The organism is Prevotella merdae (genome assembly GCF_900290275.1).
GTDB classification, from domain to species: Bacteria; Bacteroidota; Bacteroidia; order Bacteroidales; family Bacteroidaceae; genus Prevotella; species Prevotella merdae.
The window spans coordinates 766492-786755 of sequence record NZ_LT985324.1; the positions used below are offsets into that span (position 1 = coordinate 766492).

Annotated in this window: 13 protein-coding genes; 3 read left to right on the forward strand and 10 right to left on the reverse strand. The window is 44.1% G+C overall.

All coding sequences use genetic code 11. From position 1 onward, the window contains the following. Nucleotides 1-37: 37 nt before the first annotated feature. From greA to C9991_RS09775, 4 genes are all read right to left on the reverse strand, one after another. Nucleotides 38-502, reverse strand: coding sequence for a transcription elongation factor GreA (greA, locus tag C9991_RS09760; RefSeq protein WP_106812342.1), 465 nt, complete (start codon nt 500-502; stop codon nt 38-40). Between the two features lie 209 nt (nt 503-711). After that, nucleotides 712-4308: a pyruvate:ferredoxin (flavodoxin) oxidoreductase gene (gene nifJ / locus C9991_RS09765; protein ID WP_106812343.1), complete on the reverse strand. Its 3597-nt coding sequence runs from the start codon at nt 4306-4308 to the stop codon at nt 712-714. A gap of 112 nt (nt 4309-4420) precedes the next feature. After that, nucleotides 4421-5608: an ATP-binding protein gene (locus C9991_RS09770; RefSeq protein ID WP_106812344.1), complete on the reverse strand. Its 1188-nt coding sequence runs from the start codon at nt 5606-5608 to the stop codon at nt 4421-4423. Between the two features lie 208 nt (nt 5609-5816). Then, complete coding sequence (locus C9991_RS09775; protein ID WP_106812345.1) at nt 5817-7082, reverse strand: sugar MFS transporter; 1266 nt, start codon at nt 7080-7082, stop codon at nt 5817-5819. A gap of 186 nt (nt 7083-7268) precedes the next feature. On the opposite strand from C9991_RS09775, the gene C9991_RS09780 reads away from it, so the two are divergent. Next, nucleotides 7269-8396, forward strand: a complete 1128-nt coding sequence (locus C9991_RS09780) for a hypothetical protein (RefSeq protein WP_106812346.1) — start codon at nt 7269-7271, stop codon at nt 8394-8396. A gap of 207 nt (nt 8397-8603) precedes the next feature. Here the strand turns inward: C9991_RS09780 and C9991_RS09785 are convergent, their stop codons facing one another. The 4 genes from C9991_RS09785 to pyrG all read right to left on the reverse strand — a co-directional run bounded on the left by C9991_RS09785 (nt 8604) and on the right by pyrG (nt 15994). Beyond that, entirely contained in the window at nt 8604-10019 is a 1416-nt protein-coding gene (locus tag C9991_RS09785; protein WP_198643782.1) for an MFS transporter, read from the reverse strand. A gap of 30 nt (nt 10020-10049) precedes the next feature. Beyond that, entirely contained in the window at nt 10050-12218 is a 2169-nt protein-coding gene (gene dpp5, locus C9991_RS09790; RefSeq protein WP_106812347.1) for a dipeptidyl-peptidase Dpp5, read from the reverse strand. Between the two features lie 144 nt (nt 12219-12362). Continuing rightward, nucleotides 12363-14261 (reverse strand): membrane protein insertase YidC, encoded by a 1899-nt coding sequence (gene yidC / locus C9991_RS09795; RefSeq protein WP_106812348.1) that lies wholly within the window; start codon nt 14259-14261, stop codon nt 12363-12365. A gap of 122 nt (nt 14262-14383) precedes the next feature. Next, nucleotides 14384-15994 carry a CTP synthase gene (pyrG, locus tag C9991_RS09800; RefSeq protein ID WP_106812349.1) on the reverse strand — a complete coding sequence of 537 codons (1611 nt, stop codon included), beginning with the start codon at nt 15992-15994 and terminating at the stop codon, nt 14384-14386. A 139-nt stretch (nt 15995-16133) separates the two neighbouring features. On the opposite strand from pyrG, the gene C9991_RS09805 reads away from it, so the two are divergent. Further along, nucleotides 16134-17417, forward strand: a complete 1284-nt coding sequence (locus C9991_RS09805; RefSeq protein ID WP_106812350.1) for a DUF3078 domain-containing protein — start codon at nt 16134-16136, stop codon at nt 17415-17417. A gap of 34 nt (nt 17418-17451) precedes the next feature. Continuing rightward, nucleotides 17452-18117, forward strand: a complete 666-nt coding sequence (tsaA, locus tag C9991_RS09810; protein ID WP_106812351.1) for a tRNA (N6-threonylcarbamoyladenosine(37)-N6)-methyltransferase TrmO — start codon at nt 17452-17454, stop codon at nt 18115-18117. 819 nt (nt 18118-18936) lie between these two features. Here tsaA and C9991_RS09815 read toward each other — a convergent pair. Both C9991_RS09815 and C9991_RS09820 read right to left on the reverse strand, forming a co-directional pair. Continuing rightward, nucleotides 18937-19347, reverse strand: a complete 411-nt coding sequence (locus C9991_RS09815) for a GxxExxY protein (RefSeq protein ID WP_106812352.1) — start codon at nt 19345-19347, stop codon at nt 18937-18939. Nucleotides 19348-20016: 669 nt separating this feature from the next. After that, a complete protein-coding gene (locus C9991_RS09820) occupies nt 20017-20226 on the reverse strand; it encodes a hypothetical protein (RefSeq protein ID WP_106812353.1) in 210 nt (69 codons plus the stop codon). Nucleotides 20227-20264 lie beyond the last annotated feature (38 nt).

A 20264-nucleotide genomic window follows, 5' to 3' on the forward strand; every position in this document is an offset into this window, starting at 1 on the left:
TTAAGTAATATGTTCTATAGGTGTAGTAGGGGGCGAGTTAAAGTTCTATGCTGTCGATACGCAGTTTAATTGTTCCTGCAGGAACACGAACGTCAACCACATCTTCAACCTTCTTGTTAAGAAGAGCTTGTGCTATAGGCGACTTGACAGAAATCTTGCATTCGGCAACATTGGCTTCGGATGCGCTGACAATGGTGTACGACATGCTGCGGTTGTTGTTAAGGTTGGTGATTTTTACCTTGCTCAATATTCCCACAACATCACTCTTAAGACGAGTTTTGTCGATGACACGCGCGTTCTCCAATACCTTCTGCTTGTAGCTAATGCGTCCCAACAGACGACCTTGTTCGCGTTTAGCTGCATGGTATTCAAAGTTCTCACTAAGGTCGCCTTTATCGCGTGCCTCGGCTATAGCGTCGCGCACTTGTGGTAGTTCCACCTGCTCCATATGGCGAAGTTCGGCTACGAGATTGTCGTAGCACTCTTGTGACATATATTCCATTCTATATATTATATTATGTTTATAATCGTTTCAATCTGCAAAGGTACAAAAATATATGTGAGCTATGCTGTTTGTGTTTATTAAAATGTAGTTAAGTCTATAAAATAAAAACGGCAACAGTAATGCTTTAACATTATTGCTGCCGTTTTGTATATCTTAGATGGATAGGGTAGAGCAAGCTACCCCTCCTTCTATGATTTTAGAGATTATTAGATCTGCTCGCTCCAGTCCTCCTGGCTCTTACGAACGTAAGTCTGGTAACGGAGCTTAGCCATCTTTTCTGCCTGAGTGAAGAGCTCGTCAGCCTCCTTCGGGAATGCCTTCTGTACAGAGAGATAACGAACCTCACCAAGGAGGAAGTCGCGGAAGTCTTCCCACTTAGGAGCCTTAGAGTCGAGTGTGAATGGGTTCTTGCCCTCATCAGCCAACATTGGGTTGAAACGCCACAAGTGCCAGTAACCGCAATCAACAGCGAGTTTCTCCTCGTTCTGTGAGCGACCCATACCGCCCTTACGCTTCAGACCGTGGTTGATACATGGAGCATAAGCGATGATGAGTGATGGACCTGGATAAGCCTCAGCCTCACGGATAGCCTTCAATGTCTGAGCGTTGTCGGCACCCATAGCAATCTGAGCTACGTAGATGTAACCGTAAGTTGTCTGCATCAGACCGAGGTCCTTCTTGCGGATACGCTTGCCCTGAGCAGCGAACTGTGCGATAGCACCAAGAGGAGTAGACTTAGATGACTGACCACCAGTGTTAGAGTAAACCTCAGTATCGAGTACGAGGATGTTAACGTCCTCACCAGAAGCCAATACGTGGTCGAGACCACCGTAACCGATATCGTAAGAAGCACCGTCGCCACCGATAATCCACTGGCTACGCTTTACGAGATAATGGTCGAGAGTCTTGAGTTCTGCGCAAACTGGGCAACCCTTCTCTGCACCTGCAGCGATGAGTGGCTTAAGCTCGGCAGCAGCCTCCTTAGAACCCTCAGAATCATTCATGTTAGCCATCCACTTATCAGCAGCAGCTACAAACTCAGCAGGAACATGCTCATCAGCCTTAGCCTCCTCAAGGAGGTGGCAGATGCGCTCCTTCATCTTCTTGTTACCGAGTACCATACCAAGACCGAACTCGCAGAAGTCCTCGAACAATGAGTTGTCGAATGCAGGACCCTGACCCTTAGCGTTCTTTGTGTAAGGTGTTGAAGGGATAGAAGCAGAGTAGATAGAAGAGCAACCAGTAGCGTTGGCAATCATCTGACGGTCGCCGAAGAGCTGAGATATGAGCTTAACGTAAGGAGTCTCACCACAACCAGAGCAAGCACCTGAGAACTCGAACAGAGGCTGAGCGAACTGAGAGTTCTTCGGGCTCTGCTTGATGTCTACGAGATCCTGCTTAGAAGATACGTTGTGAACGAGGTACTCCCAGTTCTGTGCTTCTTTCTGCATGTCCTCAGCGTCAACGTTGAACGGAACCATCTTGAGAGCCTTCTCGAGCTCACCGGTCTCCTTATTCTTCTTGCCTGGACAAACATCGGCACAGTTGCCGCAACCAAGACAGTCGAGTACAGATGTCTCAATACGGAAGTGCATGCCCTTGAGAGCAGCTGGAGCCTTGATTTCCTGAGTATCCAAGCCCTCAATGCCAGCAAGCTCGTCGTCGGTAAGAACGAACGGACGGATAGCAGCGTGAGGACAAACGAATGAACACTTGTTACACTGGATACAGTTCTCAACATTCCATACTGGAACGAAAGCTTCTACACCACGCTTCTCGAATGCTGAAGTACCATTCTGCCATGTTCCGTCTACAGTGTCGTGCTTAACGAAGTCAGAAACCTTCAAGAGGTCACCTGCCTGACCGTTGATAGGACGAACGAGCTCCTTAACGAATGCAGGAGCGTTATCCTCCTTAGTCTCCTCGTCAGCAAGGTTAGCCCATGCTGGGTCAACAGTAAGCTGCTTGTACTCACCACCGCGATCAACAGCAGCAAAGTTCTTGTCGACAACGTCCTGACCCTTCTTAGAGTAAGACTTAACGATGAATGCCTTCATCTGCTCTACAGCGAGATCCAAAGGAATAACCTCTGTGATACGGAAGAATGCCGACTGGAGGATAGTGTTGGTACGGTTGCCAAGACCTATCTCCTGAGCAATCTTAGTAGCGTTGATATAGTAAACAGTGATGTTGTTCTGAGCGAAGCAACGCTTTACCTTGTTAGGAATGAAGTTAACGAGCTCCTCACCATCAAAGATAGTGTTCAACAGGAAGAAGCCGTTCTTACGCAAACCACGTGTTACATCGTACATGTGGAGGTAAGCCTGTACGTGGCAAGCCACGAAGTTAGGAGTATTTACCTGGTATGCGCTGTGGATTGGGCTATCGCCGAAACGAAGGTGTGAGCAAGTGAAACCACCTGACTTCTTAGAGTCATAAGAGAAGTAAGCCTGGCAGTACTTGTTAGTATTGTTACCGATAATCTGTACAGAGTTCTTGTTAGCACCTACAGTACCATCGGCACCAAGGCCATAGAACTTAGCCTCGAACAAGTCGTCGCCACCCATTGGAATCTCCTCTTCCTCAGGAAGTGAAGTGAATGTAACGTCGTCAACGATACCAACAGTGAAGTGGTTCTTTGGCTGCGGGAGCTCGAGGTTCTTGAATACAGCAACGATCTTAGCAGGAGTTGTATCAGAAGAACCGAGACCATAGCGACCGCCAACAATCAATGGCTTGCGCTCATCATCGTAGAGAGCTGACTTAACGTCAAGGTACAATGGTTCGCCCTCTGCACCTGGTTCCTTAGTACGATCGAGAACAGCGATGCGCTTAACAGTAGCAGGAAGAGTCTTCTTCAAGAAGTCAACAGAGAACGGACGGTAGAGGTGAACAGCAACCATACCAACCTTCTTGCCCTGCTTGTTGAGGTAGTCGATAGCCTCGCGTGCAGGCTCTGTAGCCGAACCCATAAGGATGATTACGTTTTCTGCATCCTCAGCACCATAGTAGTTGAAGAGGTGATACTCGCGACCAGTGATCTTAGTCATCTCCTGGCAGTACTTCTCCACTACCTCAGGGATGCGGTCGTAGTACTCGTTGCTAGCCTCACGGTGTGTGAAGAATGTCTCAGGGTTCTCAGCAGTACCGCGTGTTACAGGACGCTCTGGTGTAAGAGCACGGTCGCGGAAACGCTTGATATACTCTGGGTTTACCAATGGACGGATGTCTTCCATATCCATCTCCTCGATCTTGTGGTACTCGTGTGATGTACGGAAACCATCGAAGAAGTTGATGAAAGGTACAGAAGTCTCAAGTGTAGCGAGGTGAGGAACAGCCGAAAGGTCCATAACCTCCTGTACTGAACCTGAGCAGAACATAGCGAAACCAGTCTGACGGCAAGCCATTACGTCCTGGTGGTCACCGAAGATACAGAGTGAGTGTGAAGCCAATGTACGTGCTGAAACATTGAATACACATGGCAGCAACTCGCCTGCAACCTTGTACATGTTAGGAATCATCAACAACAGACCCTGTGAAGCAGTGTAAGTTGAAGTGAGGGCACCAGCCTGAAGAGAGCCGTGCAATGCGCCAGCAGCACCAGCCTCTGATTCCATTTCCTGGATAGAAACTCGCTGACCGAAGAGGTTCTTGCGACCCTTGGCAGCCCATTCATCTACGTGCTCAGCCATCGGAGATGACGGAGTGATAGGATAGATAGCAGCGACCTCTGTGAACATGTAGCTCACGTGAGCTGCAGCTGTGTTACCATCACATGTGATAAACTTTTTTTCTTTAGCCATTTTGATATAAATAAAATGTTAGTGTATAGTTTACTTAATAAGTATTTTTACTTCTTTAATGCTATGTTGAAAAGCACAGACTCCTTACCTTATTAATATAGCAACCATAGTATCAATATAGCAATCCGAACATCCATAGAGGAATGTGGTTGTCGTGACCGATGGTTGAGTTGTATTCGGCATATATAGAGTCTGGCATATAGCGCTGTTTTGTTGTTTGCTGCGAGTCGACGATACGGTATGTCTTGTTCTCGTCAACAATATAGCAAGCGTCCTTGTTGCCTTGGTTTACCTTGTGGTTCTTCCATATGGTGTTAACAAAGAATGTCTCCATAATGTCTTGAGTATTTGCCACGATTGGGTAAATGGCATACATCAAGTTGGGATTGTACATCATTATCTTTGATGGTTTCTTTGGAAACTCGTCGCCTACATGGTGTATCATATTTATCAGGCGAGCATCCGAAAGATACTTGATGTAGTTCATTACAGTGGCTCGGCTTGTCTCTATCTCGTTAGCGAGATTGCTTATATTTGGAGCCTTTGGCCCTTCCAATGCAAGTAGGTAGAACAGTTTCTTTATCTTTGTAAGATATTTCAACTCTATCTGCTTTATCAAAAGTATGTCCACCTCTGTAGTCATATTCATCGTCTTCAGTAAGTTCTCCTCGAAGTTGCGGTGCTCTCGGAAGAATGGATAAAATCCGTGGTTGAGATAGTTTTCGAAATGAAGCGGTATGTCTACTTTATGTGCCAAATAGTGGGCAATTTGTTCGTGTCGTTTAATGATGTCGTCGAGGGTGTATATAGGTATGTCATTACCGGTCATTAAATTAAGGTATTCGCGGAAGGAGAATCCTCTGAGGTTGTAGCTCTTCACTATTCCACAGAGCTCGGGGTTCTCTTCTTTCAGTCGCATAACGCTTGAGCCAGTGAATACTATCTTAAGTCCTGGACATTTGTCGTAGCACAATCGTAATTCACGGCTCCAATCTGGCTGCTTGAATACCTGGTCGATAAGCAACACACGTCCTCCACGATTGTAGAAGTCGGCTGCAAAGTCGGCTATTCCGCGTCCCTGAAAATAGAAGTTATTCATATTTATGTAGAGACAACGGTGGTTGTCGGCATCAAAATTTTCTTTGGCGTATTGCAGCAGAAATGTGGTCTTTCCTATGCCACGCGTACCTTTGATGCCAATCATACGGTCGCTCCAGTCAATTTCGTCCATTAAAGTACGTCTGACTGGCGCGTCGGTGTGTTCGACGAGGTATTTATGTGTTTTAAAGAAAGCTTCCATTTCGCTTTGATTTGTTTCTTTTTAAAGTTTGTTATTTATGATTGAATGTGGGCGGTTTGTGTGTCAATGTGCGATGTCTTTTACATGTATTATGGCCAATGTGTTGCAGACAAATACACAACGACTGCCTAACCCTCATTATTAACTATGCAAAGTTAGCATTTATTTCTTTATTTGCAAACTCTATGTTGCAAAATATCTATTTTTTTTATTTTTTTGCATTATATACTTGCCTTGTCTTTTTAGCATAGACGGTTATACATGCAAAACACAATAAGGGAACAATGAAGGAGTTGCTCATATTTGTCATGTCGGCTATCAATCCCATAAGTACGGGGGCTATTGCTCCGCCAACAATTGACATTATAAGATATGAGGATGCTTGCTTTATATGCTCTCCGGCTCCACGTAATGCTATAGCGAAGATTGTTGGGAACATGATGCTCTCGCAAAGATAGCAAACAAAGAAGGCTACTATGCCAAGTGTTCCTGCTCCGGTTAGTAGTATTGCCATGGATAATGTTGCTAACATGGCACAGTGTTGAAGCACGCGTTCGGCTTTGATACGGGCCATTATCCAGCTTCCACCCAATCTGCCTGCCATAAATAGTCCCATGCCTCCAAACGATAACAATAATGCAGCAGTGCGGTTGCTGATGCCTGCATTGTCGGTTACGTAGTTGATGAAGAAGCTATTGATGCCAGTTTGTGCAGCTACATAAAGGAATAGGGCAAGAAGCCCGAAAGTAAATGTACGGCTTTTCCATAAGGATGTTGCTTGTGTCTTGTCAAGTGATGGAGTCTCTTTAGATGATAAATCCTCTTTGGATGCAGATTCTGAGCTTTTTTGATCATTGCCAATTTCTGGCAACTTGATTTTAGCGAACACCATTGCCACGCACAGTACCACTATACCTATTATAATATAAGGTATAGAGATGTTGTTGTTACTGTTGTTGTCTGAGAATAGAAGCAATCCGCCTACAAGTGGGCCAACAATCCATCCAAGACCATTGAATGATTGGGCAAGGTTGATACGGCGTTCGGCTCCATCCTTGTTGCCAAGTACTGTTACGTAAGGATTGGCTGCGGTCTCTAGGCATGTCAGTCCGCAACCAATGACAAAGAGCGAAAATAGGAAGAACGGGAATGACAGCAACTTGCCACCTGGTATAAACAGCAAAGCACCAACTCCGTACAGAAGCAGGCCAGTTATAACACCGGCTCGATAGCCGAATCGCTTGATTATCATTCCAGCTGGTATGGCCATAAGGAAGTAGCCTCCGTAAACCACGGCTTGCACAAAAGCCGATTCGGTTTTGCTTACGCCCATGGTTTCTTGAAAGTGCTTGTTTAGCACGTCGAGTATGCTGTGGGCAAATCCCCATAAAAAGAATAAGGTAGTGATAAGAATGAATGGCAGTAGATAGTTTCTGCCTTTGGCATCTTTGAAAAGCTTCTTATTGGTTTCCATTATTAGTTTTAATATAATAATTTATAAATGTGCACAGCCAGTGTCTGTGCCGTTAAGCATATGCAAAGGTACAACAAATTAATTGAAGTAGGCTGTTTTTTACAGTTCTGTTATATGGTTTTGGTTGAAGATTGCTTGTGGATAAGAAAAAATAGGTAATTTTGTACTATAAATATAAATGCTTAAATGATGAAAGATTCCAACGAGATACGTATTCATGTGTTTAATCCTGAACACGACATTGCCCTTGCTGCCAATCAGAAGCGTTTCACGGCACCTCATGCTGGTAGACAGATGCGTGCTGACCTTGGCTTTATCCCAGCTTTATGGGCCAATGATTCCGACTTTGTGATTGTTGATGACGTTGAGGCTGCATTAGAGGCCGTGCGACATATTAGGAAAAATGCTCATAAGGTGGAGTTTATAACGCTTTCCGACTTAAAGAAACTTGAGCTATCTGATAATGTGCATGTACATATTATGCCATGGGGATGGGATTGCACCATAAAAGAACAGTTGTTGCGTGCCGACAGCCGTCTGGAGGCTTTCATGCCAGATGATGCTTCCATCGATATTATGCGACAGCTTAGCAACCGACGTTTTGCCTCCGAGCATTTGCTTCCTATCTTGCACGACACCAATTGTAAGGTTGTAGGCGAGAGTAGTTATTGCGAGACAGAGGCTGATGTATTGGCTGTAATGTTGCGTTATGGCACAAGTGTGCTTAAGTCGCCTTGGAGCAGTAGTGGCAGAGGTGTGCGTTATGTTCCTGCAAAACAACCAGACGATCATGTGTTGGGTTGGGTGCGCAATATTCTGCGTCAGCAGGGTGGAATAATGGTTGAGCCTCTTTATCCAAAGGTATACGACTTTGGTATGGAGTTTTATGCCACAGCCGAAGGCGTTATTGAGTATTGTGGTTTGTCGTTGTTTGCCACTCGTGGCGGAGCTTATACTGGTAGCATATGTGCTACCGAGTCTGATAAGCGCGAGATGTTGTCGCATTATGTCGACTTGAAGTTACTCGACCGGATTTGTGGTCAGATAAAGAAAATACTTGCCAATCAGTTTAAAGACAAGTATGTAGGACCTTTCGGTATTGACATGATGTCGATAGCCAAGGATGGTGAAGATGGTTTCTGGTTGCATCCGTGTGTAGAACTTAACCTTCGTAGAACCATGGGACATGTGGCATTGGCGCTAACACCTACACAATTTGAGGCACGTCGACTGATGAACATTTATTATGCAGACAAGTATCGTGTGCGCATTCAGACTGTTAACGACAATCTTCTAAATACAGGCCTTGCTTAAGTTTTTTCAATACTATAATTATTGACACATAATAAAACAGAGAAAGCCATAACACATAATCCGTTTTGGGATTTGTGTTATGGCTTTCTCTGTTTATTCAAGTCTTGCAAGTGTAGAAGTTATTTGCTGATTGTTTAGCCTAAAGTATTTTGCTTTTGCTATGTTTTATAATATGCTTAGCAAGGACTTCTATAATTGCTCTACTTGCTATTTCTTAATATTTGGCTCCTCAAGTCCGAAACCTCTCTTCTTGTCAAGAGCCTTCAGATATATGGCGAAGAGCAATGCCAACACGCCGAAGCTTGCGAATACAATGAGTGGTACTGTGTAGTCGTAAGGGATAAAGTCGGCGCCAGCATTTTTGGCTGCGATAACTGCCGGGTTGTTTTCGTTGGTAGATGCAAGGAGGTTGCCGATGAGTTTCGGCACGAAGCAAAGACCAATGTTCTGTACCCAGAAGATAAGACAGTAGGCCGAACCAAGTATCTTCTCGTCAATAATCTTTGGTACGCTTGGCCACAAAGCGGCAGGTACGAGAGCGAAAGAGATACCCAATAGCACAATGGTAGAGTAGGCGATAAGTGCACTCTTTGTCTCTGGCAATACAAAGGCAAATACAAGGTGGCAGCAGATAAGGAGCATGGCACCAAATATAAGCATTGTGGCACCCTTACCCTTGCGGTCAAGGAAGTTGCCAAGGAACGGCGTGATTACAGCAGCTCCGATAGGAAACCAACGGAAGATGTTGGCTGCATCCTCTGGCGAGATGCCGTCGAGATTACATTGTAGCATGTTTGCTCCATAACGCTGGAATGGGAATATAGCCGAGTAGTATAGCACGCAGAGGAGGGCTACAATCCAGAATACCTGTGAAGAGAATATCTTGCCAAGGTCGCTGAACTTGAACTCTTCCTCCGATTCGCCACTTTCTTCTGTGTCGCCCAATTGCTTGTCGAGAGCCTTGTCCATGAATGTGAACACGGTGAATGTAATAAGTCCGATGAGCAGCAATACTGTACAGAATGCAACTGGAGCTACAACTGTGCCGAAGTGGCTTGCGATAATTGGAGATATTGAGAAGATAGCAAACACACCAACACGGGCAATTGCCATCTCAAGACCCATAGCAAGAGCCATCTCCTTACCCTTAAACCATTTAGCTATTGCCTTTGATACAGTTGTGCCTGCCATCTCGCAGCCACATCCGAAGAGCATAAAGCCGAAGCATGCCATCTTGGCACTTGCAGGAAGTGTTACCCACCATGAGTCGAGCCAATGAGAGAAAGCTGTTGTTGCAAACCAGTCGGTAATACCGATGAACTTGATTAATGCACCAATGAACATCATTGACGACGACAGCAAACCAGTAAAGCGAACGCCCATCTTGTCGAGGATTACACCTGCGATGATGAGGAAGCCCAACACGTTAACAATATACTCGGATGCGGCATAGGTACCGAAGGTGTCAGGACCCCATCCCTTCTCGCTCTCCATGAGAGCCTGAATTGGTGACATTACATCGACAAACATGTAGCCGAAGAACATCATTGAAGCGATAAGTACAAGGGCTGTCCAACGTGCCCATGCCTTATCGTTCAACAGTTGATTTACTTTTTGAACCATAATATAAGTTTTTAATTTTGATTTTTGAATTTACTTCAGCCACTTGTCTAGCCATCCAAAGAATGTGCGCTGCCACAATACACCATTTTGTGGTTTCAATACCCAATGGTTCTCATCTGGATAGATAAGCAGTTCTGCTGGTATGCCACGCAGGCGTGCTGCATTAAAGGCTCCAAAACCTTGGTTTGCATTGATACGGTAGTCCATCTCGCCGTGTATGCAAAGGATAGGTGTATCCCACTTGTCTACAAATTTGTGTGGCGAGTGCGAATAGGTGCGCTTGGCACGGTTTGTCTTTACATACTTCCAATAGGCGTCGTCATACTCCCAGTTAGAGAACCATGCCTCCTCCGTATCTGTATACATCGACTCAAGGTTGAATGCTCCGTCGTGTGCAATGAATGCCTTGAAACGCTTGTTGTGATGACCTGCAAGATAGTATACCGAGAAACCTCCGAAACTTGCACCTACACATCCCAAGCGGTCCTTGTCTACATAAGGCAGATTGTTGGCAGCATCGTCGATGGCCGATAGATAGTCGTCCATACATTGACCGGTCCAGTCACCCGAAATAGATTCATTCCATTCCGAACCGAACCCTGGCAAACCGCGGCGGTTTGGAGCAATAACGATATAGTCATGTGCTGCCATTATCTGGAAGTTCCAACGATAGCTCCAGAATTGGCTTACAGGACTTTGCGGACCACCCTCACAGAACAACAATGTTGGATATTTCTTGTTCTCGTCGAAGTGTGGTGGAAGTATAACCCATACCAACATCTGCTTGCCGTCTGTAGTCTTTACCCAGCGTTCCTGAACCTTACCCATTTCAAGCTGGTCGTAGAAGGCCTTGTTCTCCCATGTCACCTGCTGTACCTTTGTTTTCTTTACGTCCTTTCCAGGAGTAACGATATATAGCTCGTCGGCCTGTGATATGCTGTGACGCGATGCCAGGATCTTGCCAGTATTGCCAAGCATCTGTATAGAGCCAAAGTCCATCCAGTCGTCTGTCAACTGCTTTACTTCGCCGTTGATGTTGGTCTGATACATGTTTACGCAAGCGTGCCAGCATCCGATAAAGTATAGAGTCTTCGAATCGGCTGCCCAACAGAATGCGTCAACATTCGAGTCGAACTTTTCTGCAACATATTTCTTCTCGTCAGTAGCCAATGTGTATACGCAAAGGCGATTGCGGTCGCTCTCATATCCGTCGTGCTTCATCGACTGCCAAGCCACATATTTGCCGTCGGGCGAGAACTGAGGATTTGTGTCATATCCTACGTTTACATCACCTTCCTGATGGTTCACTGCTTGGTTCTTCATAGATGTTGTAGGATCTACCTCTGGTGCCTTGTAGCCTTCGGGCTTGCAAAGATTCTTGGTAGAACCAGCCGCAACATCATATAGGAATATGTCCGAGTCGGTAGAGATGGCATAGTTTACACCCGTCTTCTTGCGGCAAGTATAGGCAATGGTCTTTGAGTCGGGACTCCAAGCCAATTGCTCTACACCTCCAAACGGAGCCATTGGACATTCGTATGGCTCACCCTCGATAATGTCTTTACCGTTGTCTACACCGTTCTCTGTAACATTAGCCACAAAGGGATGGGCAACTGTCTCAACATAATGGTCCCAATGACGGTAGTTTAGATCGGTAACAACTCGACCTGTAGCCAATGGAAGGTCGTCTGGATTCTTTTTTATACTCTCATGATAGGGTAGCGACTTGATAAGCAATACCTTTTTCTCGTTTGGCGAGAATTTAAAGCCCTCGATGTCTATGTCGCTTTTTGTAAGCTGACGGCGGTCAGATCCATCGGCATTCATTGTCCACAACTGTCCCTTTGAAAGAAAAGCAATGCGCTTGCCTCCATTAATCCATGCGGCATCAGTTTCGCTTGCGGCTGTATTTGTTAATGTACGTTGAAGCTTTCCATCGGCCGACACGGTGTACAGCATCTGGTGACTCTTGTTCTCCTTAACGCTGTAGTAGCCCACTTGATAGGCAATAGTCTTACCGTCTGGCGAAGCTGTTGCTCCACCAATACGTCCCATAGCCCAAAGGGTTTCGGCTGTCATACGGTCGCCCTTGCTGATAGCAGCCACGTCAGTAGTTTTGCCAATCATAGTCTGTGCCTCTGCATTGACGCTGGCGCAACCTATTGCGGCAGCGACAGCTAATGTTAATGTTTTGTTCATTGTTTATTGTTAAGAGTAATGATTCACAATAAAAAAGATGTATATATTAAATATAAACGTAAGGAGGGTGTGTCAATACTCTACAAAAGAAGGCTTTCCCCAATTTGCAAGTCTTGATACACCCTTCTACATTATATTATATAATTACAATCCCTTGCGCTTGCGCTCAAGTTCCTCGCGTTTGCGTTGTAGCTCCATCTGCTGCTCCTGCATAGCCTGAAGGCGTGCTGCAAGACCGCTAAGCTTCTTTGGGTTGTTCTTGTTTTCCTCATACTTCTTCTCGAGAATTGCCAGAAGCTTCTCGTCATTTGTAGTCTTGCGCAAAGTCCACATGATGGCTGCGCTGAAGAACAGCGAAACAAAGTAGTAGAAGTTCAAGCCTGCCGAGTAGTCGTTGAACATGAAGAAGAACATTACCGGCATAAGGAACATCATCCATTGCATCATCTTCATCTGCTCAGCCTGCTGTCCTACCATCTGGTCACGCTGCTGGCGCATGGTCATAAGCGAGTATAGTACATTGGCTACACAGAAGAGGATACATGTTAGCGAGAGGTGGTCACCTATAAGCCATAGATTTGTGTTCCACTCAAGTATAGGATCGTAGGTAGAGAGGTCCTTTATCCAAAGGAAGCTCTCGCCACGAAGCTGAATGGCGTTAGGCACAAAGTTGAACATTGCAATCCAGATAGGCATCTGTATAAGCATAGGCAGACAGCCCGATAGTGGCGATACACCATATTTTGAATATTCTGCCATCATAGCTTGCTGCTTCTGCATTTGGTCCTCAGGCTTGTTTAGGTGCTTTGTTGCCTCCTCCAATTTCGGTTTCAGCACGCGCATCTTTGCCGAGCTCATGTAGCTCTTCTTCACCATAGGATATGTTATGAGCTTGAGGAGCAGGGTGATGAGAATGAGCACAATACCCATGTTGATGTTCAGACCAGTGAGGAAGTCGAACACATAGATAGTAAACCAACGGTTGATGATGCGGAAGAGCGGCCATCCAAGATAAACGAGGCGTTGCATCTCCAAGTCCTTATTGAACTGGCATTCCTTCTCCACACGGTTCAACAGACGGAAGTCGTTAGGACCAAAGTAGAAGTCAAACTCCGAAGGAGTCTTTCCGCTTGGGTCGAAAGATGTTTTCATCTTTGCCTCATACTGCTTAAGATAGCCCGAACCTTTCTCTTGCGGGATACTTGTCATCTGCGAATTCTCTGCAAAATCATTCTTAGCAATCATCACAGCCGAGAAGAACTGGTTCTTGAAAGCTACCCAATCAATCTTGTCCTCTATAGTCTCGTCCTTCAAGTTCTTAGCTTCAGATAGATAGTCTGTGCCACCATCTGTCTTGTGATAGGTGAGCGAGGCGTAGCGGTTCTCGAATGTAAAGCCACGTTCCTGTTGGCGTACAAGGTCCTTCCATTGCACATCCATCTGTGATGTGGATGGAGCAAAGTCGTTGGCCATGCCTACAGCCTGCATCTGTGTATGGAGCATATAGTCCTTGCCAAGAACATAGTTGATAACAAGTGCCTTGCCTTTACCAGCCTCTGCTGTCATAGTCACAGTAGAGTCTGTTTGGTTGGATGGTGTAAAGTAAAGGTCGGCTGTGTTGATGTTAACGTTCTTTGCAGCCAGGGCAAAGTTGAGGCTCTGTGTAGAACTGTCAAACAGGGTTACATCCTTGTTGCCGTTACGGTCCTCAAAATTCTTGATAACAGCCTTGCTCACTACGCCACCCTTCGAGTTAATGGTCAGCTCCAAGTCTTTGTTCTTCAGCACAACGTTGGTAGCGTTGCCCTTCAGAGCGGCATGAAACAGAGCTGTAGTGTCTGCCTCAGCGGCTGCCTTGGCTTGTGCAATCTTTTGCTGTGCTGCCAATTTTGCAGCATTTTCGGCATTTTGGCGTGCCACGTTCTCGATAGAGTCTTGGTGTTTCTGTGCAGCAATCTGTTCGTCAGACGGCTGATTCCAAATACCAAAACCAATCAGTACGGCGGCAATAAGCGCAAAGCCGATGATGTTGTTTTTGTTCACTTTTTTTAATTTGTTATTTGTTAGTTATTTAATTTTTATTTTTACCGCAAACGGGAGTTAACGGAAAATCTTTCAACTTCCGTTAACTCCCTAATTGTTTTCTTCTTATTATTTTTATTCTATTACTTCTTCTTCTGGTTCTCTATTGCCGTCTTCACGAAGTCGACAAACAGAGGATGTGGATGCAATACCGTGCTTTGATATTCTGGGTGGAACTGTGTTCCTATATACCACTTCATACCTGGTATCTCCACAATCTCTACAAGTCCGCTCTCAGGGTTGCGTCCTACGCATTTCATACCAGCACGCTCGTATTCCTTTTGGAAGTCGCTGTTAAACTCATAGCGATGGCGATGGCGTTCCTGTATGTGCTCCTTCTTATATATGTCTAACACACGCGAGCCTTGCTTAAGTACACACTCATAAGCGCCAAGACGCATAGTGCCACCCATATTTGTTATGTTCTTCTGCTCCTCCATGATATCTATCACGTTGTGTGGAGTCTTCTCGTCCATCTCGCGGCTGTTGGCGTCGGCATATCCCAGCACGTTGCGTGCAAATTCTATTACCATCATCTGCATGCCAAGACAAATGCCGAATGTTGGAATGTCGTGTACACGGCAGTAGTGGGCTGCCACAATCTTGCCCTCAATACCACGCTGTCCAAATCCCGGGCATATAAGTATTCCGTCTTGTCCTGCAAGTTTCTCGGCCACATTATCTTCTGTCAAGAATTCTGAGTTGATGAAGGTTATCTTCACCTTGTGGTCGTTGTAGGTTCCGGCATGCGACAGACTCTCGCGTATGCTCTTGTATGCATCTTGCAAGTCATACTTACCTACGATGCCAATGTTTACCACCTCAGTAGCCTTGTTTCTGCGGTCAAGGAAAGTTTTCCACGGGCCAAGTGCAGGCTTTTCGCCAATAGGCTCATCCATTTTGCGCAGAATGGCTGTATCGAGTCCTTGGTTCTGCATGTTTACTGGCACCTCGTAGATGCTTGGTAGGTCTTCGCTCTGTATCACGCAGTCGATATCCACGTTACAGAAACTTGCCACCTTCTTCAGTATGCCCTCGTCCAGATGCTTCTCTGTACGCAATATCAGCACATCCGGCTGTATACCCACACTTTGCAGTTCCTTTACAGAGTGTTGTGTAGGTTTGGTCTTCAGCTCGCCAGCTGCCTTAAGATAAGGCACGTATGTCAAGTGAACGTTAATGGCGTTCTTTCCCAATTCCCATTTCAGCTGTCGTATAGCCTCCATAAATGGTGCGCTCTCAATATCGCCAATGGTTCCGCCAATCTCAGTTATAACGAAATCGTAGTGATACTTCTGTCCAAGCAATTTTACGTTGCGCTTTATCTCGTCTGTGATGTGAGGCACAACCTGAATTGTCTTGCCCAGATAGTCGCCTCTTCGCTCCTTATCTATAACAGCCTTGTAAATGCGGCCGGTTGTAAGCGAGTTGGCTTTGGTTGTCTGTATTCCAGTGAATCGCTCGTAGTGACCAAGGTCGAGGTCTGTTTCCATTCCGTCTACAGTCACGTAGCATTCGCCGTGCTCGTAGGGGTTTAGTGTTCCAGGGTCAATGTTGATGTACGGGTCAAATTTTTGGATAGTGATGTTGTAACCTCTTGCCTGCAAGAGTTTACCGATTGACGACGAGATTATACCTTTACCAAGTGAAGAGACTACGCCGCCAGTGACAAATATGTACTTTGTTTCAGCCACGGTGATAAAAAATTATAAAGAATTAATATTCTACGATATCCACTTAATCAAGTTGCAAAGTTAGTATAAAAATGCGAAATCCACAAACAATTACAAATTTTATTATTACCTTTGTCGGGCAAAAAAATATATAGGTATTATGAATATAAGGAGTATAATCATATTTTCGTTCGTTTTATTTGCCTTATCGGCAAATTCGCAAACACGTTATCGTCGCAACAGGGTGCATGTTGCCGACACGGTGCCCGTGCTTGTAAAGTCATATATGGACTCACTGGCTGTAGCTCGCGCCCGAGTTGATTCTGTTTATGTAGCTGATTCTGTAGCCGAACCCGATGGCAAGTATAGTCGCCTCTTTGTGCCGCTTACTTTCTATCATGATGTTGCGGGTTCAGCGTTCAGTATGTCGTCCAACAATAGGATGGGGGACATCAACAAGGTGCTGCTTGATGTATATCTGCATCGCCCCGACCTTGTGCTTGGCACGCAAAACCAGCTCGACCTTGCCGGTTCTGTACATAAACCCAAGCAAGAGACTGTCGATACATCTATCGATATTATAGAAAAGGTGTCGCCTAAGGTCAACGACATGGCCGAGACCTTACCTATTAATATATATGTGGAAAAACCTAACTTCTGGACCTTCAGCGGCGACTATAGCTTGCAGCTGTTCCAGAATTACATTTCGGACAACTGGTACAAGGGTGGTGAGAGCAACTACTCTATGCTTACTACCGTAACACTTCAGGCCAACTACAACAATAAGCAACGTTTCCGTTGGGACAACAAGCTCGAGATGCGACTTGGCTTCCAAAATACAAAAGGCGACACGTTACACACAGTTCGCGCTTCCGAGGACCTTATTAGATATACCGGCAAGGTGGGACTGCAAGCCTCAAAGAAGTGGTATTACACTATTCAGCTCATTGCCAGCACCCAGTTTATGCGCGGTCTTAAGAGCAATGACCCGCATGTATATTCCAAGTTCCTCGCTCCGCTCTATGTCAATCCTTCGCTTGGTATGGATTATAATGTCAATTGGTTTAAAGGCAAGCTTAAGGGTTCTGCCCACTTGGCTCCTATAGCTTACAACCTGACGTATGTGCGCGACAAGAATCTGGGCTCCCGATTTGGAATTGACGCAGGCAAACATACAAAGTCCGACTTCGGTTCTGAGATAACTATCGATCTTAACTGGCAGATTACAAAGGATGTGCGCTGGAAGACTCGCTTCTACGGTTACACCACATACAAGCGTGCTATAATGGAGTGGGAGAATACATTCACCTTTGTTGTCAACAAGTACATCTCAAGCAACCTCTTCCTATATCCACGCTTCGACGACGGAGTGTCACGTGATGGCGATCTTGGTTACTGGCAGATGAAGGAGTATATATCGCTCGGATTCAGCTATGGTTTTTAGTCCATGACACAATGCAAGTTTATAGTTTTGAATTATGCAGATAGAACCAATAGCCTATTTCCGCTCGCCATTTGCCACAAAGTTTGGTGTGCCAAAGCAAAGTGGACTTGTCGATTGCCTGCAAGGTACAATCGAGTTTGTGCCTCAATACCGCAATGCAGATGCTTTGCGCGGCATCGACGAGTTTGATTATCTATGGCTTGTATGGGAATTCTCGGCCAACAAGCATGCGGCAAACAGTCCCGTTGTACGTCCTCCTTTGCTTGGCGGCAATGTTAGGATGGGTGTGTTTGCCACACGCTCGCCATTCAGACCTAATCGTTTAGGACTCTCCTCTGTACGTATAGCCAATGTAGAGCTCGATACTACTCGTGGTCCACTTATCCACGTCCTTGGTGCCGACCTTATGGATGGCACGCCCATATACGACATAAAGCCATATGTGGCTTATGCCGATTGTCATCCCGACGCTCGTAGTGGCTTTGTTGACAAGCATGCCATACGGCGTCTTACGGTAATCATTCCACAGTCAGTATCGTCTAAGTTTAATGATTCCGAACTCGAAGCCTTGCGCAAGGTACTTGAGCTTGATCCGCGTCCGCAATATCACGACGACCCTAAAAAGATTTACGGCATGATGTATGCTGGCATAGACGTCAAGTTCTGCGTTGCCGACGGGGTGCTTACTGTTGTGGATTAAAAACTAAAGCCGTATATCTGCCCATACATGCACCATTTGATGCAGTTTGGCAGATATACGGCTTTTTCTATTTCTACTCCTTTATCTGTGTATTCTTTATTTATTGAATCCAGATTCATCTGATTCTCAGTTCAATCAGCACAATCCGTATTCTTTATTAATTGAATATAGATTCATCTGATATCTCTGATTCCCTATTTATTGAATATAGATTAAACTGATTCATCTGATTACTCAGTTCAATCAGCATAATCCGTATTCTCTATTTATTGAATATAGATTCATCTGATATCTCTGATTCCCTATTTATTGAACATAGATTAAACTGATAAATCTGATTCCTCAGTTCAATCAGCACAATCCGTATTTTCTATTTATTGAATATAGATTTATCTGATATCTCTGATTCCCTATTTATTAAATATAGATTAAACTGATTAATCTGATTCCTCAGTTCAATCAGCACAATCCGTATTCCTTATTAATTGAATACAGATTCATCTGATATCTCTGATTCCATATTTATTGAATATAGATTAAACTGATTAATCTGATACCTCAGTTCAATCAGCATAATCCATATTCCTTATTAATTGAATATAGATTCATCTGATATCTCCGATTCCCTATTAATTGAATATAGATTCATCTGAAATCTCTGATTCCATATTAATTGAATATAGATTAAACTGATTCATCTGATTACTCAGTTCAATCAGCATAATCCGTATTCCTTATTAATTGAATATAGATTCATCTGAAATCTCTGATTCCCTATTTATTGAATATAGATTAAACTGATAAATCTGATACCTCAGTTCAATCAGCACAATCCTTATTCTTATTTCGATGCTTATGATAATTATAGAGCCTTTCAATCTGCAATTCAGGTGCGCCAAAGTTTACCAACAGCCCCAATTCATAATTCGTTGCTTTCAGATAATTTGACACCTGTGAACGATGAGAGTTTGTTAGTTCCGATACAGCTTTCAATTCTACTATTATTTTATCGTAGCAAATGAAATCTGCAAAATACTCTTGCTGCAATAATTGACCTTTATAATAGACTTTTAATGGAGCTTCCCTTTGAAAGGGGATTCCATTATTATTAAACTCTATACCCAAAGCCTCTTGATATACTTTTTCAAGGAAACCGCTGCCAAGTTCATTATAAAGGTTCATCATGCAGCCCCTTATCTTATATGTTTCTTTTTCGTAGATATATTCCATAACTCTTTTATTTATTGAATATTGATTTATCTTATATTTCTGATTCTCTATTTATTGAATCCAGATTAATCTGATTCCTCAGTTCAATCAGCACAATCCGTATTCTTTATTAATTGAATATAGATTCATCTGATTCATCTGATTCTCAGTTCAATCAGCACAATCCGTATTCCCTATTTATTGAATATAGATTCATCTGATTCATCTGATTCTCAGTTCAATCAGCATAATCCGTATTCCTTATTAATTGAATCCAGATTTATCTGATTCTTCAGTTCAATCAGCATAATCCGTATTCCCTATTTATTGAATATAGATTCATCTGATTAATCTGATTCTCAGTTCAATCAGCATAATCCGTATTCCTTATTTATTGAATCCAGATACATCTGATATCTCTGATTCCTCAGTTCAATCAGCATAATCCATATTCCCTATTTATTGAATATAGATTAATCTGATTCCTCAGTTCAATCAGCACAATCCGTATTCCCTATTAATTGAATATAGATTCATCTGATTCATCTGATTCCTTAGTTCAATCAGCACAATCCGTATTCCCTATTAATTGAATATAGATTCATCAGATTAATCTGATTCCTCAGTTCAATCAGCACAATCCGTATTCTTTATTAATTGAATCCAGATTCATCTGATTCCTCAGTTCAATCAGCACAATCCATATTCCCTATTTATTGAATACAGATTAATCTCATTCCTCAGTAAATTGTCTTCGTCCGATGCTTCCTTCATATCCTTCAGAATATAGTTCACCTCATTGTCAGATAGGAAGTTATAGAAAATAAGTCCCAGATACTTGTGTCCTAACTTTATATTTATATATCTTTGTAAGTTGCCAGTACCGATTTTCAGTACCATATAACTGGTACTGCAGTTTAATATATATGGTACTGGAG